Source organism: Microbacterium paludicola (assembly GCF_015235415.1).
Taxonomy (GTDB): Bacteria; Actinomycetota; Actinomycetes; order Actinomycetales; family Microbacteriaceae; genus Microbacterium; species Microbacterium paludicola.
The window spans coordinates 146,753-171,229 of record NZ_JADGLL010000003.1 but is presented as its reverse complement, the minus strand read 5'-3'; the positions used below and the strand labels follow the sequence as shown (position 1 = coordinate 171,229).

The following is a 24,477-nucleotide window of genomic DNA, read 5'->3' as shown; positions in this document are numbered from 1 at the left end:
GCAGTAATCAACGACAGGATGACCGTTGCGTCCCCTCGCTCTCATTCCCTGGCTGGATCCCCAGGCCATCATCGACGCGGCCGGCCCGTGGGCCCTGCTCGTCGTCTGCCTCATCGTGTTCTCGGAGACCGGCCTGCTCGTCGGATTCCTGCTGCCGGGCGACACGCTGCTGATCATCTCGGGGCTGCTGACGAACACGCACAACGTGTTCGGCGTGAACATCTGGATCGCCAGCGGGCTGATCGCCCTCGCCGCGTTCATCGGCGGAGAGGCCGGCTATCTGATCGGCCATAAGGGCGGGCCGGCCGTCTTCGAACGCAAGGAATCGGGGCTGTTCAGCACGAAGAACGTCGAACGCACAAATGCCTTCTTCGAACGATTCGGCGGCATCACGATCGTGCTCGCCCGATTCGTCCCGATCGTGCGCACCTTCGCGCCCGTCGCGGCCGGCGTGGGTCATATGCCGTGGAAGCGCTATTCGCTCTACAACCTGATCGGCGCCGTGCTGTGGGGCTTCGGCCTCACGATGGTGGGCTACCTGATCGCGTTCATCCCGTGGGTGAGCCACTTCGTCACCGAGTACATCGACCTCATCCTGCTGGCTGCGGTCGGCGGCACGGCGCTCGTCACGCTCTGGCACTACTTCGCCGAGCGTCGCAAGGCCCGCCGCGAGCCCGCCCCCATCCCGGTGGAGGAGCTCGTCCTCGAGCCCGAGGTGTTCGAGCGCGGCGCCGACATCGACGGCGACGGCAAGCCCGACATCAAGCTCTGACCGCGGTCAGGGCGGGCTGAGCCTCACGAGGCCTTCTTCGTCGACCGCTTCCGCTTGGGCTTCTCGGCCTTCTCCTCGGGCTCGGCGTCGTCCTCGGCGTCCTTGCCCGCGTCCCCCTTGTCCCGAGAGGCACGCGAGCGCTCGACGCTCGCACGCAGCGCGGCCATGAGGTCGATGACCTCGCCGCCCTCCTCCTCCTGCTCGCCGAAGGTGGCGTCGGTGTCGATGGCGTCGCCCTTCTCGAGCTTCGCCGCGATCAGCGTCTTGAGCTCCTTCTGGTACTCGTCGACGAACTCATCCGGATCGAAGTCGCTCGAGAAGCTCTCGACGAGGCTCGCCGACAGCTCCAGCTCCTTCGCGGAGATCCTGACCGACTCGTTCAGCGACGGGAACTCGGCCGCCCGCACCTCATCCGCCCACAGCAGGGTCTGCAGCATCAGCACGTCGCCGCGCACGCGCAGGGCCGCCAGGCGCGTCTTCTGGCGCAGCGAGAACCGCACGATGGCCGTGCGATCCGTCTGCTCGAGCGTGCGGCGCAGCAGCACGTACGCCTTCGGCGACGCCGAATCGGGCTCCAGGAAGTACGACTTGTCGTAGGTGATCGGATCGACCTGCTCGCTCGGCACGAACTCCACGACGTCGATCTCGCGGCTGCGCTCGGACGGCAGCGACTTCAGATCCTCGTCGGTGAGCACGACGGTGCGGTCGCCGTCGTCGTAGGCGCGATCGATGTCCGAGTACGCCACGATCTCTCCGCACACCTCGCAGCGACGCTGGTAGCGGATGCGTCCGCCGTCGGCGTTGTGCACCTGGTGCAGGCTGACGTCGTGGTCCTCGGTGGCCGCGTAGACCTTCACGGGGACGTTCACGAGGCCGAACGTCAGCGCGCCCTTCCAGATCGATCTCATGGTCCCAGTGAACACCTGTCACACCCGTCACTGCCAGGGGCTTGATTTCGGGGCCGACCGGCGAAATAAGCTCAGGCCATGGCAGGCGAGCAGATCGTGCGGATCGGCGGCCGTCGCCTGCGCGTGACGAACCTCGAGAAGGTGCTCTATCCCGAGACCGGGACGACCAAGGACGAGGTGATCGACTACCTCACCCGCATCGCGCCCGTGCTGCTCCCCCACGTCGCGGGCCGCCCGGTGACGCGCAAGCGCTGGGTCGAGGGCGTGGGCACGGCCGACGAGCCCCTCCCGTCGTTCTTCGCCAAGGACCTCGAGCGCGGCGCGCCCGACTGGATCCCTCGTCAGCCGATCGAGCACTCGACCGGGTCGAAGGCCTATCCGCTGGTCGACGACGTCGCCACACTCGCCTACCTCGCGCAGGTCGCGAGTCTCGAGCTGCACGTGCCGCAGTGGCGCTTCGCACCGGACGGCTCCCCGGGCCTGCCCGACCGGCTCGTCCTGGATCTGGATCCGGGGCCCGGGGTCGGCCTGCCGGAGTGCGCGGAGGTCGCCCGCGAGGCGCGCGCCATCCTGACCGACATGGGGCTCGATCCCCTGCCGGTCACGAGCGGCAGCAAGGGCATCCACCTCTACGCGCGGCTGCCCGGGTCGCAGACGAGCGCGCAGGTGTCGGCGGTCGCGAAGGCACTCGCGCAGGCGCTCGAGGCCGACCATCCTGAGCTCGTCGTGAGCTCGATGAGCAAGGCGGTGCGCCCGGGCCGGGTGCTCGTCGACTGGAGCCAGAACAACGGCAAGAAGACGACGATCGCGCCGTACTCGCTGCGAGGGCGCGCGCAGCCGTGGGTGGCCGCGCCCCGCACGTGGGACGAGCTCGACGATCCGGGCCTGCGGCACCTGCTGTTCCACGAGGTGCTGGAGCGGATGGAGCGCATCGGCGACCCGCTCGCGCCGATCGACGCGCCGGATCCGGATGCCGCGCTCGCCCCGTACGTCGCCAAGCGCGACGCGGCGAAGACGCCCGAGCCGATGGGCGGGCCCATCGAGCCGACGGTCGGCGGCGAGCCGCGCTTCGTCATCCAGCGGCACGAGGCGCGTCGGCTTCACTACGACCTGCGGCTCGAGCGCGACGGGGTGCTCGCCAGCTGGGCGGTGCCCAAGGGAATCCCCGAGACGACCGGGAAGAACCACCTCGCGGTGCAGACCGAGGACCACCCGCTCGCCTACGCGACGTTCGAGGGGGACATCCCGAAGGGCGAGTACGGCGCGGGCCACATGGACATCTGGGAGTCGGGCACCTACGCGCTCGAGAAGTGGCGGGCGGACGAGGTGATCTTCACCCTCCACGGCGCGGGCCCGCTCGCCGGCGGCGTGCGCCTCGCGCTCATCCGCACGAGCGGCGACGGCGAGAAGTCGCAATGGCTGCTTCACCGGATGAAGGATCAGCACGCCGAGACGACCGCCGAGCCGGAGAGCCGCCCCTCCTCGCCGCTTGAGCGAGGGAGCGAAGCGACCGAGTCGAAACCCCCGAATCCGCCCAAGCCCGCAGCCCCGGCGAGGCCCCCGTCCCCCATGCTCGCGAGCAACGGCACCCCGGGGCTCGCGCGCGCGATGGGCGCCGGATCCTGGGCCGAGATGAAATGGGATGGCGTGCGGGCGCTGGGCGTCTGGTCGGACGGTCGGCTGCGCCTGTTCGCCCGGAGCGGCACGGACATCACCGACCGCTATCCCGAGTTCGCCGCTCCGGGCGCTGCGTTCTTCGCTGCGTCGGAGGCGGTCGTCGACGGCGAGATCGTCGCCCTGGACGAGCGCGGGCGGCCCAGCTTCTCGCTGCTGCAGAACCGGATGCACCTGACGAAGTCCGCCGAGATCACCGCCGAGACGCGGCGCACCCCCGCCCGCCTGTACCTCTTCGACGTGCTCGCCGCCGACGGCGAGGACCTGACCGGCCGCCCGCTGTCGGAGCGCCGCGATGTGCTTGAGCGGATCGCGGCCGACGCGGGGGCGGCGATCGACGTCCCGCCGGTGTTCCCCGACATCGACCTGGCCCTCGACATCGCGCGCGAGCACGACCTCGAGGGGGTGATGGCGAAGGACCCGGATGCCCGCTACCGCCCCGGCAGGTCGGACCGCTGGCTGAAGCTGAAGATCACGCGGACGCAGGAGGCGGTGATCGCGGGAATCCGCCCCGGCAAGGGGGGACGATCCGGATCCATCGGCTCGCTCCTGCTCGGGATCCCGGACGACGACGGCCTGCGTTACGTCGGCCGCGTGGGCACGGGGTTCAGCGAGCGGGCGCTCGGCCGGCTGTGGGATCAGCTGGAGCCGCTGCGCGTGACGGAGTCTCCCCTGCACGGCGTTCCCCCGCTCGACGCCCGGGACGTGCTCTGGGTGCGGCCCGAGCTCGTGGGCGAGGTGGAGTTCACGGAGTGGACGCCCGGCGGCAGCATGCGCCACCCGCGCTGGCGGGGCCTTCGCCCCGACAAGGCGGCTCAGGACGTGGTGCTCGAGTCCTAGCGGTGCGCCTCGTCGCGGTCCTCGTGGCCGACGGCCTCGAGCTGGAAGGTGGAGTGCGCGACGTCGAAGTGATCCGCCAGGCACCCCTGCAGCGAGGTCAGCAGCGCCGCGGACCCGCCGCGGTCCAGCACGTCCTTGTCGACCACCACGTGCGCGCTGAACACCGGCGCGCCGCGCGTGAGCTGCCACACGTGGACGTCGTGGACATCGACGACGCCGGGGGCCGCGCGGAGGTGATCCCGGATCTCCGCGACGCTCATCCCCTGCGGTGCCGACTCTGTGAGCACCGCGAGGCCCTCGCGCATCAGCACCCATGCGCGCGGCAGGATGAACGCCGCGATCAGCAGGGACGCGGCGGCATCCGCACGGTCCCAGCCCGTCGCGAGGACCACGACGGCGGCGAGGATCACGACGGCCGAGCCGATCGCGTCGCCGAGCACCTCGAGGTAGGCGCCGCGCACGTTGATGCTGCGGCGCTGGGCGCGCGCCAGCAGCCACAGCGTGAGCACGTTCGCGGCGAGGCCGATGACGGCGAACACGATCATCGTGCCGCCGTGCACCTCGCTCGGCGCGGCGAAGAAGAGTCGCCCGACCGCCGCCACCGCGATGCCGCCGCTCAGTGCGATCGCGAGCACCGCGTTGATCATCGCGCCGAACACCTCGAAGCGCCGATACCCGAAGGTCCGCCGGTCGTCGGCGGGGCGGCGGGCGATCGACTGCGCGATCAGCGCGACACCGAGGGCGGTCGCATCGGTGAGCATGTGCGCCGCGTCGGCCAGCAGCGCGAGGGACCCGGCGACGAGCCCGCCGACCACCTGCAGCCCCACGACGGAGAGGGTGATGCCCAGCGCGATGCCGAGCAGGCGACGGTCGTCGCCGCCCTGCTTCTCGTGCGCGTGGACATGCATGGTCCCAGGCTACGCGCGGCAAACCCCAGGTCCGACGGCTTTCGCCTACTCGGGAATGAGTCCGATTCTCACTCGCGTCAGTGCTCGCCGTCGCTCACGAGCTTCAGGCCCACGACGCAGCCGACGAGGCCCAGGATCAGCAGGATCTTCAGCCATGAGACCGACTCGCCACCGGTGATCATCGCGTAGCCGACGGTGAGCGCCGCGCCGACGCCGACCCACACGGCGTACGCGGTGCCGATCGGGATGTCCCGCATCGCGAACGCGAGTCCGAGCATGCTCGCGACGATGCCGACGGCGAAGACGGCCGTCGGTGCGGGCTTCGTGGAGCCCTCCGACTTGCCGAGGGCGGTGGCCCAGACGGCCTCGAGGACACCGGACAGGATGAGGACGATCCACGACATGGCACGACTCCTGGCAAGTCTTGTCGCGCGCCGGGTACTTGACCATCGTCCGGGAGCCTCTTGACGGGCTCTGATGTCAATGCTCGCACGCGTGCCTGTGCAGGGTCGGTGCACACCCCGGCCGTAGAATCCAGAGCATGACGCTCTCGCTCTGGCTGGCCCTCGTGGGCGCCGGAGCACTCATCTCCCTGACGCCCGGCGCGGGCGCGGTGAACACGATGTCGAATGCGATCGCGTCCGGGTGGCGGCGCTCCCTGTGGGGCATCCTCGGCCAGCAGGTCGCCCTGGTGGTGCACATCGTGATCGTCGCTGCAGGCGTGGGCGTGCTCGTGGCGAGCTCGCCGATCCTGTTCGAGGTCATCCGCTATGCCGGCGCCGCGTATCTGATCTACCTCGGGGTGCGGCAGTTCCTCGCGCGCCCGCAGGACGCGACGGAGGACGGATCCGCGATCCTCGTGCGCGAGAGCGCCTGGTCGATGTTCCGGCGCGGGCTGCTCGTGAACCTGACGAACCCGAAGGCGATCGTCTTCTTCCTCGCCTTCGTGCCGCAGTTCATCCGACCCGATCAGCCGCTGATCCCGCAGTACACGGTGCTGTCGGCGACGGTGGTGGCGATCGACATCGCGGTGATGTGGTTCGTCTTCGCCATCGCCGCGCGCGGCCTCGCCCGCCTCACCCGCACTCCGTCGGGGCAGAAGATCCTCGGCCGCATCTTCGGCTCGCTCTTCGTCGGCGTGGGCGTGCTGCTCGCCGCCGTTCACTGATCCGACGGGCCGCCTACAGCTGCGCGAGCAGCGGCTCGAGCGCCACGAAGGCGCGGGCGCGGTGCGAGATCGCGTTCTTCTCGTCCGCGGTCAGCTCGGCGACCGTGCGCTCGGGACCGTCCTGGTCGGCGGGGATGAAGATCGGGTCGTACCCGAATCCCGCCTCGCCGCGCGGCGCATCCGCGAGGCGGCCGGGCCAGAGCCCCTCCACCGTGTGCTCCGCACCGGCAGGCGTCACCAGCGCGATCGTCGAGTTGTAGTGGGCGCCCCGATGGGGATCGGCGACGTCGGAGAGCTGGTCGAGCAGCAGCGCCAGGTTGGCGCGATCGTCCTTCGCGTGTCCCGCCCAGTAGGCCGAGAACACGCCGGGCGATCCGCCGAGGACGTCCACGCAGATGCCGGAGTCGTCGGCGAGCGCAGGAAGACCCGTGTGCGCCGCCGCGGCCCGCGCCTTGATCAGCGCATTCTCGGCGAAGGTCGTGCCGTCCTCGACCGGCTCTGGGCCGTCGTAGGACACGACCTCGAGATCCGGGCGGACGCGGGCGACGATCCCCTGGAACTCGGCCACCTTGTGGGCGTTGTGCGTGGCGAGGACGATCTGCGCCATCGGCTCAGGCCCCCGCGGGCTCGTCGAGCGCGGCCTGCTGGTGAACGCGCAGCTCGGCCGCGCCGGCGACGGCGAGCTCCAGCAGTGCGTCGAGCTCGGCCTTGTCGAACGGCGCGCCCTCGGCGGTGCCCTGCACCTCGACGAACTTCCCGCTTCCGGTGACGACGACGTTCATGTCGGTCTGCGCGCGCACGTCCTCGACGTACGGAAGGTCGAGCATCGGCACGCCGTCGATGATGCCGACCGACACGGCGGCCACCGAGTCGCGCAGCACCTGGGCCTTCTGGCCGATGAACTTCTTCTCGCGGCCCCACTCGATCGCGTCGGCGAGGGCGACGTAGGCGCCGGTGATCGCCGCGGTTCGCGTGCCGCCATCCGCCTGCAGGACGTCGCAGTCGATCACGATGGTGTTCTCGCCGAGCGCCTTGGTGTCGACGACGGCGCGCAGCGCGCGGCCGATCAGGCGCGAGATCTCGTGCGTGCGCCCGCCGATCCGCCCCTTCACGCTCTCGCGGTCGTTGCGGTCGTTCGTCGCACGCGGAAGCATCGCGTACTCGGCGGTGATCCAGCCCTTGCCCTTGCCCGTCAGCCAGCGCGGCACACCGTTCGTGAACGACGCCGTGCACAGCACCTTCGTGCCGCCGAAGCTGATGAGCGCCGAGCCCTCTGCCTGGCTGCTCCAGCCGCGCTCGATCGTGATGGGGCGGAGCTGGTCGGGCGTGCGGCCGTCGGCGCGAGTGGTCATTGCTTCTCCTTGCGGATGGAAGGGATCAGGATCGCGCGTCGAGCGCGGGGAGGTCGATGGCGCCGGTGCGGACGAGGCGCACATCGCGCACCTCTCGGCCGAGCAGGCGGTTCGCGAGGGCGATGAAGTCGGCGGTGGCCGCTCCCGTCGCCTCGTACTCGTGACGCGGCGTCGCGTCCGGGCCCGCCAGCAGGTCGCGGCTCACGAGCTGGCGGTAGACGTCCTTCGCGGTCTCCGAGTCGCTCGAGACGAGCGAGACATCCGGGCCCATCACGTAGCTGATCGCGCCCTTGAGGAACGGGTAGTGCGTGCAGCCGAGCACGAGGGTGTCGACCCCGGCATGACGCAGCGGCGCGAGGTACTCCTCGGCGGCGGCGAGCACCTCGGGCGAGTCGGTGTCGCCCGCCTCGACGAACTCGACGAAGCGCGGGCAGGCGGCCGTGGAGACCTGGATGCCGGGGTTCACCTCGAGCATGTCCTGATACGCGCCGGATCCGATCGTCCCCACCGTGCCGATCACGCCGATCCGGCCGTTTCGCGTGGTCGACATCGCCGTGCGGACGGCGGGGCCGATGACCTCGACCACCGGCACCGAGTACCGCTCGCGCGCGTCGCGCAGCATCGCCGCCGACGCGGTGTTGCAGGCGATGACGAGCATCTTCACGCCCTGGTCGACGAGCGTGTCGAGGATCTCCAGCGAGTACCGCCGGACGTCGGCGATGGGCTTCGGGCCATACGGCGAGTGGGCGGTGTCGCCGATGTAGATCATCGACTCGCGCGGCAGCTGATCGCCGATCGCCCGGGCGACGGTGAGCCCGCCGACGCCGGAGTCGAAGATCCCGATCGGCGCGTCGTTCATGATGTCCCAGCGTACCCGCGGCGCGCGCACCGGAAGCCGCGCCGCGCTCGCTCGTCGGCCGCGTCGTCCGCGACCTGCGCATCCATGGCTAGGGTTTTCCCTATGAGCGCCTCCTCGGCCCTGTTGACCGACCGCTACGAGCTCACCATGCTCGACGCCGCCCTGCGCGACGGCACCGCCCAGCGGCACTGCGTGTTCGAGCTGTTCGCTCGACGACTCTCCGGCGGTCGCCGGTTCGGCGTCGTCGGCGGCACGGGACGCCTGCTCGCGCTGCTGCGCGACTTCCGCTTCGGCGACGACGAGCTGCGCTTCCTGCGCGACGGGAAGGTGGTCAGCCCCGAGGCCGTCGCCTACCTCGAGAACTACCGGTTCACGGGGTCCATCTCCGGCTACCGCGAGGGCGAGCTGTACTTCCCGGGATCTCCGATCCTGACGGTCGAGGGAAGCTTCGCCGACGCGGTCATCCTCGAGACCCTCGCGCTGAGCGTGCTCAACCACGACTCGGCCGTCGCGACCGCCGCCTCGCGGATGAGTATCGCCGCGGGCGATCGTCCCCTGGCGGAGATGGGATCGCGTCGTGCGGGCGAGTCCTCCGCCGTCGCCGCCGCGCGCATGGCGTACATCGCCGGCTTCGGCGCGACGAGCAACCTCGAGGCGGGCCGCCAGTGGGGCATCCCGACGATGGGCACCGCCGCGCACTCGTGGACGCTGCTTCACGACAGCGAGGAGGACGCCTTCCGCGCCCAGGTCGAGGCGCTCGGCACCGACACGACGCTGCTGGTGGACACCTACGACATCGCGAAGGGCGTCGAGACGGCCGTCCGCGTCGCGGGCACGGGCCTCGGCGGCGTGCGCCTCGACTCGGGCGACCTGCCGACGGTTGCCGCGTCGGTCCGCGCGCAGCTCGACGAGCTCGGCGCGACGCAGACGCGGATCACCGTCACCAGCGACCTCGACGAGTACGCGATCGCCGCGTTGGCGGCCTCGCCCGTCGATGCCTACGGCGTCGGCACGTCCGTCGTGACCGGATCCGGGTATCCGACCGCGGGCATGGTCTACAAGCTCGTCGCGCGTCAGGGCGCGGACGGCGGCTGGGTCTCGGTGTCGAAGACCGCTGAGGGCAAGGGATCGCAGGGCGGGCGCAAGACCGCGTTCCGCACACTGGAGAACGGGGTCGCCACGCAGGAGCTCGTCGAGGTCGCCGACGGCTTCGAGCCGCTCGCGCAGCCCTCGGAGTACCCGGATGCGCGCCCCCTGCAGGTGGCCCTCGTCGTCGAGGGCGAGCCGGTCGCGGAGTACGAGGGCCCGGCCGGGGTCGAGGCGGCACGGGAGCACCACCTGCGCGTGCGCGAGGAGCTGCCGATCCGCGCACTCGCGCTCAGCCGCTCGGATCCGGCGATCCCGACGGTCTACGTCGACGCGGACGAGAGCTGACGGCCGCGCCCGACGCGGGTCACGAGTTCAGCGACTCGTAGATCTCCTTGCACGTCGGGCACACCGGGAACTTCTCCGGGTCGCGGCCCGGCGTCCACTTCTTGCCGCACAGCGCGCGGACGGGCTTGCCGGTGATCGCCGACTCGAGGATCTTCTCCTTCTTCACGTAGTGCGAGAAGCGCTCGTGGTCACCCGGCTCGATGTTCTCCTCTTCGAGGAGCTTCTCGAGCTCGCGGTCGAGGAGGGCCGTTCCGCCGTCGCCGGGGGTATCGAGAGGAGTGCTCATGAGGCCCGAGTCTACGCCGCAGAGACCCCCTCGAGCATCGTCCGCGGGCGTCAGGTGGTGCTCGCGAATGCCATGATCCGCTCGCCGCGGCGCTCGAACATCCACGACCCGAGCAGCACGCCGACGAGCAGCACGCCGACCCCGACGCCGAGCCCCGTCCACATCGCCGCGCCGGCATGCGCGACATCATCGGTGACGGTGAGCCAGCCGAGCCACAGCGTCGGGGCGCTCAGCACGATCGTGCCGAGCATCACGAGCGCCTGCGCGGCGACGCCGGTCGAGTCGGCCCGCTGCGGCTGCTGGAAAGGACTGTCACCGGGGCGCGAGACGGCGTAGGGAGCGAGCACCGACGCGACGCTGGACAGGCCCAGGCCCGTCAGGAACAGGCTCGCCGCGACGCCGATCATCGCGGGCAGCACCGCCCATCGGCCGTAGAACGCGGCGCTCAGTGACAGCGCGATCGCCAGCACCGGGATGGCGATCACGAGCACGGGGACGAGGCGGCCGATCCGGTCGGATACGCCGCGGATGCCGCTGGCGATGTGCATCCACACGGCGCTCGAGTCGTAGGCGACGTCGTTGTGCGGCAGCCATCCGAAGAACAGCGCCATGATCGGCACGGGCACAAGCGCGACGACGGGTTCGGGCACACCCGCGATAAGCAGCGGCACGGTCGGCAGGAGACCGGCGAGCGGGATGATGGCGAAGTTCACGATGTAGCGGCTGTCGCGCAGCCAGTACACGAGGCCGCGCGCGGCGATCACGCCCGCGGGAGTGCCGGGCATGACAGCGAACCAGCCGAGCCCGCCCCGCCCGCTCGCGGCCGCGGGATTCTCGATCGTCGTCAGCGCCCGCTCGACGGCGAACAGCCAGGCCGCCGCCGCGAGCCCGAGCGTGGCGAGCGCCACCAGGGCCGCCAGCCATGCGGCTCCCGCGTTGCCCATCGCGATCGTCCCGGGCAGCGCCGCCGCGGCGCCGATCGGGGTCACGGCGAGCACGTCCGCCGCGGTGGCGAGCGCGCTCGGCACCCGCCCCTCCCACTCCAGCGACGACAGGAACACGATGACCGGCACGAGCACGACGATGACCCCGAGCACGAACAGGCCCGAGAGCTCGCGCGTGCGGCGCGTGCGCAGCACGGCGGCGCCGACGGCCATGCTCAGCCGAGCGAGCAGAACGCAGGTCGCGACGTGCAGGATCGCCATCAGCGCGCTGACGATGCCGGGGACTCCATGCGCCGTCCAGACGACGGCCGCGCACACGTCGAACACCGCCACCGCGAGCACCGGGACGCTCACGAACCCCGCACCTGCCAGCAGCCAGGCGAGCGGGCGCGGATCCATCCCGAGTACGGCGAAGCGGCGCGGATCGAGCGGATCGGTCGCCGCGGCGACGATGGGGCCGGCCGCGAACGACAGGGCGATCGCCGATCCGGCGAGCACGAGCAGTGCGAACGCGACGGGGGTCGAGGCGTCGACGAGGGACAGGACCCCGATGGCGACCGCGATGACGACCGCGACCAGGATGAGCAGCCCCGCCGCCCGGTAGGCGACACGGGTGGCCGGCCCTCGCAGGGCGCCGACCATCAGGGCGAGCCTCAGTCGGAGAACGTGTGCAGCCACTCGAGGCCCTCCATGCTGCTGACCTCGCCCGAGAGCTCGACGAAGCGCTGCTCGAGCGTGAGCTCGCCGCGCACCTCCTCGACCGTCCCCTCGGCGAGCAGCTGCCCCGCGACGATGACCGCGACCCGCGTGCAGACGCGCTCGATCAGATCCATGCCGTGGCTCGAGAGCAGCACCGTGCCGCCACGCGAAACGTACGTGCTCAGGATCTCCAGGATGTTCGCCGACGACACCGGATCGACCGCTTCGAACGGCTCGTCGAGGACGAGCAGGCGCGGCGAGTGGATCATGGCGGCCGCGAGCATGATCTTCTTCGTCATCCCCGCCGAGTAGTCGGACACAACGCGGCCGAGGGCATCCGTGAGGTCGAACGCGCGCGCGAGATCGGCCGTGCGGCTCTCGACGACGTCGGGCTTCAGCCCGCGCAGCACGCCGAAGTAGTAGAGGAGCTGCCGCCCGGTGAGACGGTCGAACGTGCGCAGCCGGTCGGGAAGCACGCCCATCAGCGCCTTTGCCGCACGCGGATCCTTCGCCAGATCGACCCCCGCGACGGAGATCTCACCCCGATCCGGACGCAGCAGCCCTGCGATCATCGACATCGTCGTCGTCTTGCCGGCACCGTTGGGACCGACGAGACCGTAGAACGATCCGGCGGGGACCGTCAGGTCGATGCCGGCGACGGCGGTCGTCCCGCCGTAGGAGCGCGAGACGCCGCGCAGCACGAGGGCGGGCGGCACCTCCGGCCGGGCCTCGGCGGCCGGGGCTGCGGCGGGGTCGGTCGCGGGGCCTGTCGCGGGAAGGACTGCGGTCTCAGGCTCCGCCGCCGGCGCCTCGGGCTCAACCTCCGCGGGCACCTTGGACTCAACCTGGACGGGCGCCTCGGGCGCAGCATCGGCGGGTGCCTCCGGAGCGTCCTCTGCCGGCGCCTCGGGCTCGTTCTCTGCCGGCGTCTCGGGCTCGTTCTCTGCCTGCGTCTCGGGCTCGTTCTCTGCCTGCGTCTCGGGCTCGTTCTCTGCCGGCGTCTCGGGCTGGACCGCCGGGGTCTCGGGCGCACCTATCTCCGCCACGGCAACGGTGGCGTCCTCGACCTCGACAGGGGCCTCTTCCGTCGTGGTCGTCTCCGCGGCGGCCGTCTCGGGCGCGGCGGCGGGCGCATCCGGTTCCGTCACGGGATCCGCAGGTCGCTCCACGACGTCCACCACCGGGACGACCGAGGTGGGCACATCCTGATCGGAGGGTGCGTCGGCCTCTGCGGGAGGCTGGGCGACCGCCGACCTGCCGGCCGCATTCCGCGCCGCCGACGTCTTCGTGCCGGAACGGGGCTTGGGCTTCCCGCCCTGCACCGGTCGCTTCGCCGCGGGCTTGCGCGGTGCGGCTGCGGACGGCGTGGTGGAGCTCTCGCCGGTGTCGCGCTCGGCCGCAGTCTTGGCCGTGGGACGCTTCGCCGGGCGCCTGATCGCGGGACGCTTCGCCGGGGACCCCGCCGAGCCAGGGCGCTGCACGGCCTCGCCGGGAGCGGGCGCGGCACCTCCGCTCGAAGTCGTGCCGGCGTCGTCATCCAATGGCGAAGTGGTCACGGCTTCACCGTAGCAACCGCCACCGACACCTGCCCGGATGTGCCCGTTCCGTGACGTGGTGCACAGAAACGCCGATCAGAGGCCATCTCTGCCGCTTCCCAGGCCACTGTGACTACCATGGGACAGCACATCGAGGTGACCGGTCGGTGAACCGATCGCGAACAGAGCACTTCAGGGGGCGCAACAGATGTCTTTCCGAATCGTCATTCTCGCCGCGGGCATGGGCTCGCGGCTCGGTCGCGCGCTTCCGAAGCCGCTCACGGAGCTCAACGACGGCCGCTCCATCATGCAGCAGCAGCGCGACAACATCCGTGCCGCCTTCGGACCCGAGGCCCGCGTCACGACGGTGGTCGGCTACCGCGCCGAGACCATCATCGACGCCTTCCCCGACGCCACGTACGTGCACAACGAGCGCTACGACCAGACCAACACGTCCAAGAGCCTCCTGCGCGCCCTCCAGGCGACGGGCAAGAAGGGCGTGCTCTGGATGAACGGAGACGTGGTCTTCGATCCCCGCGTCCTGGGACGCGCGATCTCGTTCATCGAGCAGGATGTGTCGTTCGTCACGGTCAACACCGCCAAGGTGAGCGACGAAGAGGTCAAGTACACGATCGACGAGGCCGGCCACATCGCCGAGCTCTCCAAGACCGTCGTGGGCGGCATCGGCGAGGCCGTGGGAATCAACTACATCTCCCGCGCCGACAAGCCCGCGTTCATGCGGCACCTCGCGCGAGTCGACGACCAGGACTACTTCGAGCGCGGACTCGAGCTCGCCATCCAGCACGACGGCGTGAATCTGCTGCCGATGGACATCTCCGACCTCTACGCGGTCGAGATCGACACGGCCGAGGATCTCGTCCACGCCAACGAGTACGTCTGACGGCGTTCAGGCGCCGTTCGCTTTCATCGCTGAGGATCTCGCGCGTGTCCGCCAAGGTCCACAAGATCCACTCGCTTCCTGCCGACGCGCCCTGGAAGGGCGGTCTGCCGCCCGTCGGGCATGAGGACCATCCGTTCCTCGTCCGCGTGCTCGACCGCGTCATCCAGGTCCAGCGGCCCGCGGTCGTCGCGCACATCCGATCCGTCCGGCTGCGCCATCCGGATGCGACGCCGGATCAGATCGTGCGCATCCTCGAGAACCGCTACCTCGCCGCCGTCACGACGGGCGGCGCGGCGGTGGGCGCGACCGCCGTCGTGCCCGGCTTCGGCACGGCCGTGACGCTCGGCCTGTCGGGAGCCGAGACGGTGGGCTTCCTCGAGGCGACCGCGCTGTATGCACAGTCCCTCGCCGAGGTGCATGGCATCACGATCGAGTCACCCGACCGGGCCCGCGCCCTCGTCCTCACGCTCATGATGGGCGATGAGGGAGTGAACCTCGTGCGGCAGCTCGCCAGCCAGGCCTCCGGCAGCGGCAGCCGGTCCGCCTACTGGGGCGAGCTGGTCACCAAGTCGCTGCCGCGCGCCACGGTCGGGCCGCTGCTCGACCGCCTGAAGAAGTCGTTCATCCACCGCTTCGCCGCCACGGGCGGAGCGTCGCTGCTCGGCAAGGCGCTGCCCTTCGGCGTGGGTGCCGCGATCGGCGGTGCGGGCAACCACATCCTCGGCCGGCGGGTCGTGGTCGCCTCGCGCAAGGCGTTCGGCGCTGCGCCGTCGGTACTCCCCGGCGAGCTCGAGCCCCTCCCGGGCGCCGAGCGACTGGGGCACAGCGCCATCCGCGGGGTGAAGAAGGTCGGGTCGGCGGTGAGCGGTGTCGTAGGCCGGGTGATCCCCCATCGCTCGTCCACAGGGCCGAAGTCGGTCGAGTCGTCCACGGATCGCACGCCCGACGGCTCCTGACGCCCTGCGGCGTCGCGGGCTGCTCGTAGCGTCCACGGCATGCTGCGAGCGATCGATCCCACCGAATCCCCTGCCCCCGACGCGCACCGCGTGCCCTGGCACGTGGATCGCGACGACCCTGCCCATCCCCTGCTGACGAACGAGGGGGCGCAGGCGGCCCAGTACGTGCGCCTCTACGTCGCCGATGGCCGCGAGCCCCCGGACGTCGAGACCTGGGGCCGCCTTCAGCCCGGCGAGTCGCGCGAGCTGTGTCTGTGCGGTTGCGAACTGGACGACGCCACCGTGACCGTCGCCTGGTTCCTGCCCGACGACGAGCGCGAGTGGGCGTGGTCCTTCGTCGTGTGAGCCGGACGACATTCGAATGAATGTCCGAGGTTGGTGAGACCATGAAGGCATGACCAGGACCTCCTTCGCCGAGCGGTGGGATCTCGATCCCGCGCGCCGCGAGGTCCTCTCGACAATCGTCGATGGGCTCGCCTCGGCCGAGCGCGTCATCGCGAACGCCGAGGCGGCGAAGGCGATGCTGCTGAAGGCGGCACAGGACAATGGCCTGGAGATCCTCGCCGAGATGGGCGCTCCGTCGGGATGGATCCTGCCGGTGCGGGCGATCGCGGCCGACATCGCGGTCGCCACCAACGCGTCCGATCGGACGATCCGAGGACGGATGGACGACGCCGCGGTGCTCATCGAGCAGTTCCCCGCCACGTTCACGGCGCTCGTCGACGGGCGCCTCTCCCGCGGGCACGCGACGGCCGTGACGGAGGAGGGGCTGCGGCTGACCGACCCGGACGCGCGCGGCCGGTACGAACAGCTCGTCCTGGAGCGCGCGGCGGGACAGTCCCCCGGCCGCCTGCGGGCGATCGCGAAGGCCGTCGCGGAGGAGTGCGACCCGACGACGATCGCCGAGCGCCACGAGGTCGCCTTCGCCCGACGGAAGTCGTGGGTGGAGGCGCGCGAGGACGGCATGGGCGTGTTCTGCCTGCTCACCGGCGCGACCGAAGCGCGGGCGATGCAGAACCGCGCGACGAGCCTCGCGATCACCATCCACCGGGCCAATCGCGCGGATGGCGCATCCGAGGACGAGCGCACCCTCGACCAGATCCGGGCGGATGTCGTCGCCGACGTGATGCTGACGGGCATCCCGTCCGCGCACGTCGCCGACGAGTCCGGGGGCAACGCCCTGGCCGCGATCCACGCGACGGTGCAGATCACGATCCCCGCCGCCACGCTCACCGGCATCGGCGACGACGCGGCGTTCCTCGCCGGGCACGGCCCCATCGACCCCGACACGGCCCGTCGCCTTGCCGGCGGTGCGACGCTGTGGTCTCGGCTGTTCACCGATCCCGACACCGGCTGCCTGCGCACCGTCGACTCGTACGTGCCCACGGCGGCGCAGAAGCGCTTCCTTCGCGCACGCGACGAGCACTGCCGGTTCCCCGGATGCCGCCGGCCCGTGATGCGCTGCGACCTCGACCACACGGTCGCGCACTCCGCGGGCGGCCCGACCGCCGTGACCAACCTCGCAGCCCTCTGCCGGGCGCATCACCTGCTCAAGCACTACGGAAACTGGACCGCCCACCACGGTGCCGACGGCACGATCACCTGGTGCAGCCCCACGGGGCGCACCATGCAGGACGTCCCCGCGCCGGTCGTCCGCTTCATCCCCTCTGACGACGTCGATCCGCCACCATGGGACGGTGACCCGCCCGACTTCTAGCCGGCGTCGCTCATCCTGCCGATCAGTAGGTCATCCTGCCGATCAGTAGTCGAGCGCCCCGTTGCCGGCGTAGTAGCGGCGGCGGGTCTGCATGTCGCGCGTGCTGTGCCCGTAGGGGCGGCGGGTGCCGGGCATGTCCTCCGGCTCGAGGTCTTCGACAAGGTGCGCCAGCGGCACCTCGAGGGCGACCGCGATCTGCATGAGGCTCAGCAGCGTGGGATTTCCGTGGCCTCGCTCGATGCGCTGGAGATGACGCACGTCGAGGTCGGCGCAGTCGGCGAGAGTGGGGCGGCTCAGGCGGGCGCGTCGCCGCAGCGCGGCGATGCGCTCGCCCACCTTCGCGGCCGCCGTGGAATGGGGATCGACCAGACGCGCCGTAGGGGTCGGTTCAGTCATGCGTCTCATGGTGGCGATATTTCACTATGACCAGGTGGGCACCTCTCCCCACATCTCCGCCATAGGCTCGATGGATGACCTCCCTCCTGGCCGCGCTCCTGCTCGGCAACGCCGCCTTCAACGCGCTCGTCTGGCCCACGTTCTATCGACGCGTCTCGCGCGACCCGCGCGCTCGCGACGACGCCGGCCGCCCGACGCGATTCCTGACGGTGCACGCCGTGCTGATCGGCGTCGCTCTGCTCCTCGCCCTCGGATCGGCGATCGCGGGCATCGCCGCCCTGATCCAGGGCTGATCCGCGCGACCCCACCCTCGCGCCGCTCATCCGGATCCGGATGTCGGATGTACGAACTAGGGTTCGAAGTAAGGTCGACTTCTTCGAACATCGGTTCTATTCTTGAGGGATGGGGATGGCACTTCACGAGACCGTCTCCCGATGGGGAGCCACGTCAGCACCGGCTGACGCGCAGGCGTCCCCGGCGCTTGCAGAGGTGCAGCGCCTGCGGGCCCAGATCACCCGCATGCAGCGCCGCAGCGCGCAGGTCGACGCGATGCCGGTGCACGCCGCGCTCGCTCCGCTGTTCCCCGAGGGCGGCCTCCGTCCCGGCTCGGTCTACAGCCTCGACACCTCCACCAGCCTGCTGCTGGCCCTGATGGCGGCGCCGTCCCGCGCCGGCTCCTGGTGCGCCGCGATCGGCATGCCCGAGCTGGCCGCCGAGGCGGCCGAAGGCTACGGCGTCGACCTCGACCGCTTCGCGTTGGTGCCCGACCCTGGCGACCGCTGGCTCGCGGTCACCTCCGCGGTGGCCGAGGTCTTCCCCGTGGTCGCCGTCCGCCCTCCTCGCGCCGCCCGCGACGCCGACACCGCGCGCATCGGCGCCAAGCTGCGCGACCGCGGCGGGGTGCTGCTCGTGCAGGGGGCCTGGCCCCAGGCAGAGGCGGCGCTGCGCCTGCGCGATCCCGCGTGGACAGGGCTCGGCCAGGGGCACGGGCTCCTCGCCGCGCGCGAGGTGACGGTCACCGCCACCGGACGGCGCTTCCCCGTACCGCGGTCCGTCCGCGTGCAGCTTCCCGGGCCGCTCGGGGCTCCCGCGGCGGTCGTCGGCGGCGCCGCCCAGCAGCCGACGTGGCGATCCGTGGGCCGGCTCGAGGCGGTGGCGGGATGACCTCCCCCACCCGCGTCATCGTCCTCTGGCTTCCCGACTGGCCGGTCACGGCGCTCCTGCGCAGCGAGGCGCGCGCCGCGGCGCGTCCCGTCGACGGCGTGGCCGCCGCGGCGGCGGATCCGGACGATGCGCCGATCGCGATCATGCACGCCAACCGGGTCGTCGCCTGCTCGGCCTCCGCGCGCCGCGAAGGCGTGCGCCGCGGACAGCGCCGCCGCGACGCCCAGGGCGCCTGTCCCCGGCTGCGGCTCGTGCCCGCCGATCCGGCACGGGACGAGCGCGCGTTCAGCCCCGTCCTGACCCGGCTCGAGCAGCTCGCCCCCGGCGTGCAGCCGCTGCGCCCCGGGCTGTGCGCGATCCGCGCCCGCGGCCCTGCACGCTTCTACGGCGGCGAGGAGCAGGCGGCGAGCGCCCTGCTCGACGAGCTGGCTGCCTGCGGCATCCCCGACGCGCGGGCGGGCGTGGCCGACGGCCTGTTCACGGCCGAGCAGGCGGCGCGCCTGATGAGCCCGGCGTCCATCCGGATCGTACCCAGGGGTGCATCCGCGGCATTCCTGTCTCCCCTCACGATCGCGGCGCTGAACGACGACGATCTCGTCGCGCTGCTCGCCCGCCTGGGAGTGCAGACCCTCGGCGAGTTCGCCGCGCTCGACATCGCCGCGGTGCGCGACCGTCTCGGCGACCACGGTGCCCGCCTTCATGCGCTCGCCGGCGGATCCGATTCGCGTCCCGTGGTGCCGCGGGTCCCGCCGCCCGAGCTCGCGCGCGAGGTTGAGTTCGAATCCCCGCTCGAGCTCGCCGAGCAGGTGGCGTTCGCCGTGCGCACCACCGCCGACGACGTCATCACCGGGCTCGACGACGCCGGACTGGTGTGCACCGAGGTGCGGATCACCCTGCTCGATGACCGCGGCGGTCGCAGCGAGCGGGTGTGGCTGCATCCCACCTGCTTCGACGCCTCCGCGCTCGTCGACCGCGTGCGCTGGCAGCTGCAGGCGACACTCGAGGGCGAGTCCGGCGCGTTCGGCGGCGAGAACGGGGGCGTCACCCTCGTCCGCATCGAGCCGGAAGCCGTCGATGACACCGCGCACCATCAGCCCGCCCTGCTCGGGCAGGGTCCGGACGAGCGGCTGCACCACGCGATGTCGCGCGTGCAGGCGATGCTCGGCCACCGCGGGGTCGTCACCCCGCTGCTCGCGGGCGGCCGCTGGCTCGGCGAACGCGAACGGCGCGTGCCCTGGGGTGATGCCGAACGTCCCGCCCACCCCCGCGATCTGCCGTGGCCGGGCAGCCTTCCCCAGCCGCTGCCGAGCGAGGTCTACCGCCCCCTCCGGCCCGCCGCGGTCGCGGCATCCGACGGCTCCCCCGTCGCGGTGGACGAGCGCGGCGGGATGTCGGCTCCCCCCGCCCTCCTCGACGGGCGCCAGGTCGCCGCGTGGGCCGGCCCGTGGCCCGTGATCGAGCGGCAGTGGGATCCGGCGAGGGCGCGGCGCGCCCACCGGTTCCAGATGGTCGACACGGATCAGACGGCCTGGCTGCTCGTGCTCGAGGACGAGCGCTGGTGGATCGAAGGGCGGTACACGTGAACGGGCGGGCCGGCTGATGGGCTGGCAGAATCCCCCGATCTCGTGGTCCGAGCTCGAACGCGCGCTCAGCGGACGTCGTCCCGAGGCCCGGCCCGCCGGGGCGGAGGGCGGCGACAGTCCCGCGTGGAGCCGGAAGCGGGGTGCCTACGAGGCGCCGCCCATCCGGCGCCCCGAGGATGCCGTCCCCTATGCCGAGCTGCACGCCCACTCGTCGTTCTCGTTCCTCGACGGGGCGTCCTCCCCCGAGGAGCTCGTCGAGGAGGCCGAGCGCCTCGGCCTGCACGCCCTCGCCCTGACCGACCACGACGGCTTCTACGGCCTTGTGCGCTTCGCCGAGGCGGCGGAGGAGACCGCGGTGAAGACCGTGTTCGGCGCCGAGCTGTCACTGGGGCTGCCGTCCCCGCAGAACGGCGTCGCCGATCCGGAGGGCGAGCATCTCCTGGTGCTCGCCCGCGGCGAGGAGGGCTACCGCCGCCTTGCCCGTGCGCTCACCCACGGGCAGCTGCGTGGGGCCGAGAAGGGCCGCCCGTTCTACGACCTCGACGAGCTCGCCCAGCAGTCAGACGGCCACTGGGCGATCCTGACCGGATGCCGGAAGGGCATGGTGCGTCAGGCCCTCGCCCGGGGCGAGGATCCGGCCGCTCCCCTCGATCGCCTTGTCGATCTGTTCGGCCACGGGAACGTGCAGGTCGAGCTGACCGACCACGGCGATCCGCTCGACTCGCGCCGCAACGACGTGCTCGCAGCCCTCGCCGCCGAGCGCGGGCTGCCGGTGATCGCCACGAACAACGCGCACTACTCCTCCCCCGAGAAGGCGCGTCTGGCGTCGGCCGTCGCCGCGGTGCGCGCGACCCGCAGCATGGCCGACCTCGACGGATGGCTGCCGTCGCACGGCTCGGCGCATCTGCGCTCCGGTGCCGAGATGGCGGCCCGGTTCGCCCGCTACCCCGACGCCGTCTCCCGCACCGTGGAGCTCGCCGACGAGCTCGCCTTCCCGCTGCGCCGCATGAAGCCCGCACTGCCGAAGCAGGAGGTCCCCGACGGCCACACCCCCATGTCCTGGCTGCGGAAGCTCGTGTGGGACGCCGTCCCGCGCCTGTATCCCGACCTCGGCGACGACGACCGTGCCCGCATCGAGAAGGAGCTCGCGGTCATCGAGCAGAAGGACTTCCCCGGCTACTTCCTCATCGTGCACGACATCGTCGCCGAGGCACGGCGCCGCGGCATCCTCTGCCAGGGACGCGGATCGGCCGCGAACAGCGCCGTCTGCTACCTGCTCGGCATCACCGCGGTCGACGCGATCGCGTACGCCCTGCCGTTCGAGCGGTTCCTGTCGACGATGCGCGACGAGGAGCCCGACATCGACGTCGACTTCGACTCCGACCGGCGCGAGGAGATCATCCAGTGGGTCTACGAGCGCTACGGGCGCGAGAACGCCGCCCAGGTCGCGAACGTCATCCAGTACCGGCCGAAGAACGCGGTGCGCGACATGGCCCGCGCGCTCGGGTTCTCCCCGGGCCAGCAGGATGCCTGGTCGAAGCAGGTGGAGGGCTGGGGCGCCGGCCTCGAGACGGGGCCGGATCACGACATCCCGGATCAGGTGATCGCGTACGCCTCCGAGCTGCTGAAGGCGCCGCGGCACCTTGGTATCCACTCGGGCGGCATGGTGCTCACCGAGCGCCCGGTCGGCGAGGTGGTGCCGATCGAGCACGCCCGCATGCCGGGCCGCACGGTGATCCAGTGGGACAAGGACGACGCCGCCTGGATGGGCCTGGTCAAGTTCGACCTGCTGGGGCTCGGCATGCTCGCCGCACTGCAGCACTGCTTCGACCTGATCCGCGACTCCACGGGTGAGGAGTGGACGCTGGCGACGCTGCCGAAGGAGGAGGCCGCGGTCTACGACATGCTGTGCCGGGCCGATTCGATCGGGGTGTTCCAGGTCGAATCGCGTGCGCAGATGGGGCTGCTGCCGAGGCTTCAGCCCCGCAGGTTCTACGACCTGGTGATCCAGATCGCGCTGATCCGGCCGGGGCCCATCCAGGGCGGTGCCGTTCACCCGTTCGTGCGCCGCAAGATGGGCGCCGAGAAGGTGACGTACGACCACCCGAAGCTCGAGCCGGTGCTCGCGCGGACGCTGGGCATCCCGGTGTTCCAGGAGCAGCTGATGCAGATGGCGATGGCCGTCGGCGAGTGCTCGGGCGAGGACGCCGATCTGCTGCGCCGCGCGATGGGGTCCAAGCGCGGCAAGGAGAAGATCGACAAGCTGCGCGAGAAGCTCTACGCCGGGATGGCGCGCAACGGCATCACAGGCGACCTCGCCGACGGCATCTACGCACGCATCCAGGCCTTTGCGAACTTCGGCTTCGCCGAGTCGCACTCGCTGTCGTTCGCGCTGCTCGTCTACGCGTCGTCGTGGATCAAGCTGCACTATCCCGCCGCGTTCCTCGCCGGACTCCTGCGCGCGCAGCCCATGGGGTTCTACTCCCCCGCCTCGCTCACCGCCGACGCCCGGCGCCACGGCGTCGAGGTGCGCCGGCCCGACCTCAACCGCTCGGACGCGACCGAGGTGCTCGAACCCATGGTGGACAGATCCGCGGGCGTCACGGGTCGCGACGAATGCCTGGTGCGGGTGCACCCGGCACCGGGCGAGTTCGACCGGGAGGCGCCCGACGAGTCGGCCGCCCACCGCCGCGACGGCGCGTTCGCCGTGCGGCTGGGGCTCGCCGCGGTGACCGGGATCGGCGCGGACACCGCCGAGCGGATCGTCGCCGAGCGCACGCGGGGCGGCCCGTACCGTGACCTTCACGAGCTTGTGCGGCGCACGGGCATCACGCAGAAGCACCTCGAGGCCCTCGCGACCGCCGGCGCGTTCGAGTGCCTCGGCCTGTCGCGGCGCGAGGCGATCTGGCTTGCCGGATCCGCCGCCCAGGATCGCCCCGAGTTCCTGCCCCATACCGTGACCCCACTCGGCGCGGAGGGAGTGCAGCCCCCGCTGTTCGCCGATCCGACCAGCTACGAGCAGCTCGCCGCCGACCTGTGGGCGACCGGCGTCTCGACCACGGATCATCCGCTCACCCATTTCCGCGAGGCGCTCGACGCCCGCGGCGTGCTGCCGTCCGCGCTCCTGCGCTCGCATGAGACGGGCCGCCGCATCGAGGTCGCGGGCCTCGTCACCCACCGCCAGCGACCGGCGACCGCCTCGGGCGTGACCTTCCTCAACCTCGAGGACGAGCACGGCCTGGTGAACGTCATCTGCTCGGTCGGCGTCTGGAACCGCTACCGCCGCGTTGTGCGCGACAGCCCCGCGCTCATCGCCCGCGGCATCCTCGAGCGTTCCCCCGAGGGCGTCACCAACATCGTCGCCGATGCCTTCGAGGACCTCCGCGTCGGCGTCAAACACGCCGCCCGCGACTTCCACTGACCCGATCTGGGACACTGAACCTCGTGACCTCGCGCCTGATGCTGCTCGACACCGCCAGCCTCTACTTCCGGGCCTTCTACGGCGTGCCCGACACCGTGCGATCCGCCGACGGCACGCCCGTGAACGCGGTGCGCGGGCTGCTCGACATCATCGCGAAGCTCGTCACCACCTACGAGCCGTCGCACATCGTCGCCTGCTGGGACGACGACTGGCGCCCGCAGTGGCGGGTCGACCTCATCCCCTCGTACAAGTCGCATCGGGTGGTCGAGGTCGTCGCGGGCGGCCCGGATGTCGAGGAGGTCCCGGATCCCCTCGAGGTGCAGGTGCCGATCATCCGCGAGGCGCTCGCGACGCTCGGCATCGCCACCGTGGGCGCCGCGCAGCACGAGGCAGACGACGTGATCGGCACGCTCGCCACGCGCGCCACGCAGCCTGTCGACATCGTCACGGGCGACCGCGATCTGTTCCAGCTGATCGACGACGCGCGCGACATCCGGGTGATCTATACCGCTCGCGGCATGAGCAACCTCGAGACCATCACCGACGAGGTCGTCTTCGCCAAGTACGGCGTCCACGCCGCGCAGTACGCCGACTTCGCGACGCTGCGCGGCGACACCTCGGACGGCCTTCCCGGCGTCAAGGGCGTGGGCGAGAAGACCGCCGCGACGCTGCTCGCCGCGCACGGCGACCTCGCCGGCATCCGCGCGGCCGTGGAGCGGGGCGAGGGGATGTCGGCCGCCGTGCGCGCGAAGTTCGCGGCGGCATCCGACTATCTCGACGTGGCACCCAAGGTGGTCGCCGTCGCCTCCGACCTCGACCTGGGCGAGTTCGACGCGACGCTCCCCCGTCCGGACGAGGCCGCGATCGCCCGGGCCACCGAGTTCGCCGGGCGCTGGAGCCTCGGCACCTCGATGGACCGCGTCCTCGCCGCGCTCGCCTGATCCGCGACGCGACCGCCTG

Annotated in this window: 23 protein-coding genes and 1 riboswitch; of the genes, 13 read left to right on the top strand and 10 right to left on the bottom strand. The window is 71.5% G+C overall.

The genetic code is table 11. The features are described from left to right. Positions 1–25: 25 nt before the first annotated feature. Positions 26–772: a DedA family protein gene (locus IR155_RS02925; RefSeq protein ID WP_135112992.1), complete on the top strand. Its 747-nt coding sequence runs from the start codon at positions 26–28 to the stop codon at positions 770–772. A 23-nt stretch (positions 773–795) separates the two neighbouring features. Here IR155_RS02925 and ku read toward each other — a convergent pair whose 3' ends face one another. Next, a complete protein-coding gene (gene ku / locus IR155_RS02920) occupies positions 796–1,680 on the bottom strand; it encodes a non-homologous end joining protein Ku (RefSeq protein ID WP_135112990.1) in 885 nt (294 codons plus the stop codon). 78 nt (positions 1,681–1,758) lie between these two features. On the opposite strand from ku, the gene IR155_RS02915 reads away from it, so the two are divergent. Continuing rightward, positions 1,759–4,194, top strand: coding sequence for an ATP-dependent DNA ligase (locus IR155_RS02915; protein ID WP_135112988.1), 2,436 nt, complete (start codon positions 1,759–1,761; stop codon positions 4,192–4,194). Here the strand turns inward: IR155_RS02915 and IR155_RS02910 are convergent. Together IR155_RS02910 and IR155_RS02905 are read right to left on the bottom strand one after the other, a co-directional pair. After that, a complete protein-coding gene (locus IR155_RS02910) occupies positions 4,191–5,102 on the bottom strand; it encodes a cation diffusion facilitator family transporter (protein ID WP_135112986.1) in 912 nt (303 codons plus the stop codon). The two genes, IR155_RS02915 and IR155_RS02910, sit on opposite strands and share 4 nt — an antisense overlap. A gap of 77 nt (positions 5,103–5,179) precedes the next feature. Continuing rightward, positions 5,180–5,506: a DMT family transporter gene (locus IR155_RS02905; RefSeq protein ID WP_135112983.1), complete on the bottom strand. Its 327-nt coding sequence runs from the start codon at positions 5,504–5,506 to the stop codon at positions 5,180–5,182. A 9-nt stretch (positions 5,507–5,515) separates the two neighbouring features. Next, positions 5,516–5,580: riboswitch (guanidine-III (ykkC-III) riboswitch) on the bottom strand. A gap of 63 nt (positions 5,581–5,643) precedes the next feature. Here IR155_RS02905 and IR155_RS02900 point away from each other — a divergent pair. Continuing rightward, on the top strand, positions 5,644–6,270 hold the full coding sequence (locus IR155_RS02900) for a LysE family transporter (protein WP_135112981.1): 627 nt from the start codon (positions 5,644–5,646) through the stop codon (positions 6,268–6,270). A gap of 13 nt (positions 6,271–6,283) precedes the next feature. On the opposite strand, the gene rdgB is transcribed toward IR155_RS02900, so the two are convergent. Genes rdgB through murI form a run of 3 tightly spaced genes read right to left on the bottom strand, consistent with a single transcriptional unit; the run spans position 6,284 to position 8,481 of the window. Further along, the gene (gene rdgB / locus IR155_RS02895) at positions 6,284–6,877 is read right to left on the bottom strand and encodes an RdgB/HAM1 family non-canonical purine NTP pyrophosphatase (RefSeq protein WP_135112979.1); all 594 of its coding nucleotides are present in this window, start codon (positions 6,875–6,877) and stop codon (positions 6,284–6,286) included. Positions 6,878–6,881: 4 nt separating this feature from the next. Beyond that, positions 6,882–7,622 (bottom strand): ribonuclease PH, encoded by a 741-nt coding sequence (rph, locus tag IR155_RS02890; RefSeq protein WP_135112977.1) that lies wholly within the window; start codon positions 7,620–7,622, stop codon positions 6,882–6,884. Between the two features lie 25 nt (positions 7,623–7,647). Continuing rightward, on the bottom strand, positions 7,648–8,481 hold the full coding sequence (murI, locus tag IR155_RS02885; RefSeq protein WP_135112975.1) for a glutamate racemase: 834 nt from the start codon (positions 8,479–8,481) through the stop codon (positions 7,648–7,650). A gap of 102 nt (positions 8,482–8,583) precedes the next feature. Here murI and IR155_RS02880 point away from each other — a divergent pair, with 102 nt between their 5' ends. Then, complete coding sequence (locus tag IR155_RS02880; protein WP_135112973.1) at positions 8,584–9,915, top strand: nicotinate phosphoribosyltransferase; 1,332 nt, start codon at positions 8,584–8,586, stop codon at positions 9,913–9,915. 19 nt (positions 9,916–9,934) lie between these two features. On the opposite strand, the gene IR155_RS02875 is transcribed toward IR155_RS02880, so the two are convergent. From IR155_RS02875 to IR155_RS02865, 3 genes are read right to left on the bottom strand one after another with little or no spacing between them, the layout of a single operon-like run. Next, positions 9,935–10,201, bottom strand: coding sequence for a DUF3039 domain-containing protein (locus IR155_RS02875; RefSeq protein WP_135112970.1), 267 nt, complete (start codon positions 10,199–10,201; stop codon positions 9,935–9,937). Between the two features lie 50 nt (positions 10,202–10,251). Next, on the bottom strand, positions 10,252–11,787 hold the full coding sequence (locus IR155_RS02870) for a hypothetical protein (protein ID WP_228066550.1): 1,536 nt from the start codon (positions 11,785–11,787) through the stop codon (positions 10,252–10,254). Positions 11,788–11,798: 11 nt separating this feature from the next. After that, positions 11,799–13,400: an ATP-binding cassette domain-containing protein gene (locus tag IR155_RS02865; protein ID WP_233441076.1), complete on the bottom strand. Its 1,602-nt coding sequence runs from the start codon at positions 13,398–13,400 to the stop codon at positions 11,799–11,801. Positions 13,401–13,587: 187 nt separating this feature from the next. On the opposite strand from IR155_RS02865, the gene IR155_RS02860 reads away from it, so the two are divergent. From IR155_RS02860 to IR155_RS02845, 4 genes are read left to right on the top strand one after another with little or no spacing between them, the layout of a single operon-like run. Then, positions 13,588–14,280, top strand: coding sequence for a phosphocholine cytidylyltransferase family protein (locus tag IR155_RS02860; RefSeq protein WP_135112966.1), 693 nt, complete (start codon positions 13,588–13,590; stop codon positions 14,278–14,280). Between the two features lie 44 nt (positions 14,281–14,324). After that, a complete protein-coding gene (locus IR155_RS02855) occupies positions 14,325–15,236 on the top strand; it encodes a hypothetical protein (RefSeq protein WP_135112964.1) in 912 nt (303 codons plus the stop codon). 39 nt (positions 15,237–15,275) lie between these two features. Then, positions 15,276–15,581, top strand: coding sequence for a hypothetical protein (locus IR155_RS02850; RefSeq protein WP_135112962.1), 306 nt, complete (start codon positions 15,276–15,278; stop codon positions 15,579–15,581). 49 nt (positions 15,582–15,630) lie between these two features. Then, positions 15,631–16,953, top strand: coding sequence for an HNH endonuclease signature motif containing protein (locus IR155_RS02845; RefSeq protein ID WP_135112960.1), 1,323 nt, complete (start codon positions 15,631–15,633; stop codon positions 16,951–16,953). Between the two features lie 42 nt (positions 16,954–16,995). Here IR155_RS02845 and IR155_RS02840 read toward each other — a convergent pair whose 3' ends face one another. Next, positions 16,996–17,349 carry a helix-turn-helix domain-containing protein gene (locus tag IR155_RS02840; RefSeq protein WP_167760691.1) on the bottom strand — a complete coding sequence of 118 codons (354 nt, stop codon included), beginning with the start codon at positions 17,347–17,349 and terminating at the stop codon, positions 16,996–16,998. Positions 17,350–17,423: 74 nt separating this feature from the next. Between IR155_RS02840 and IR155_RS02835 the strand changes: the two genes are divergently transcribed. The 5 genes from IR155_RS02835 (at position 17,424) to IR155_RS02815 (ending at position 24,458) form a co-directional block, all read left to right on the top strand. Further along, complete coding sequence (locus IR155_RS02835; protein ID WP_135112957.1) at positions 17,424–17,642, top strand: SCO4848 family membrane protein; 219 nt, start codon at positions 17,424–17,426, stop codon at positions 17,640–17,642. A 115-nt stretch (positions 17,643–17,757) separates the two neighbouring features. Then, a complete protein-coding gene (locus tag IR155_RS02830; RefSeq protein WP_194210278.1) occupies positions 17,758–18,513 on the top strand; it encodes a hypothetical protein in 756 nt (251 codons plus the stop codon). Further along, positions 18,510–20,096, top strand: coding sequence for a DNA polymerase Y family protein (locus tag IR155_RS02825; RefSeq protein WP_135112955.1), 1,587 nt, complete (start codon positions 18,510–18,512; stop codon positions 20,094–20,096). Before IR155_RS02830 ends, IR155_RS02825 begins: the two co-directional genes overlap by 4 nt. A gap of 16 nt (positions 20,097–20,112) precedes the next feature. After that, positions 20,113–23,517: an error-prone DNA polymerase gene (locus tag IR155_RS02820; RefSeq protein ID WP_135112953.1), complete on the top strand. Its 3,405-nt coding sequence runs from the start codon at positions 20,113–20,115 to the stop codon at positions 23,515–23,517. Between the two features lie 23 nt (positions 23,518–23,540). Next, positions 23,541–24,458, top strand: coding sequence for a 5'-3' exonuclease (locus tag IR155_RS02815; RefSeq protein ID WP_135112951.1), 918 nt, complete (start codon positions 23,541–23,543; stop codon positions 24,456–24,458). The last annotated feature ends 19 nt before the right edge of the window (positions 24,459–24,477 follow it).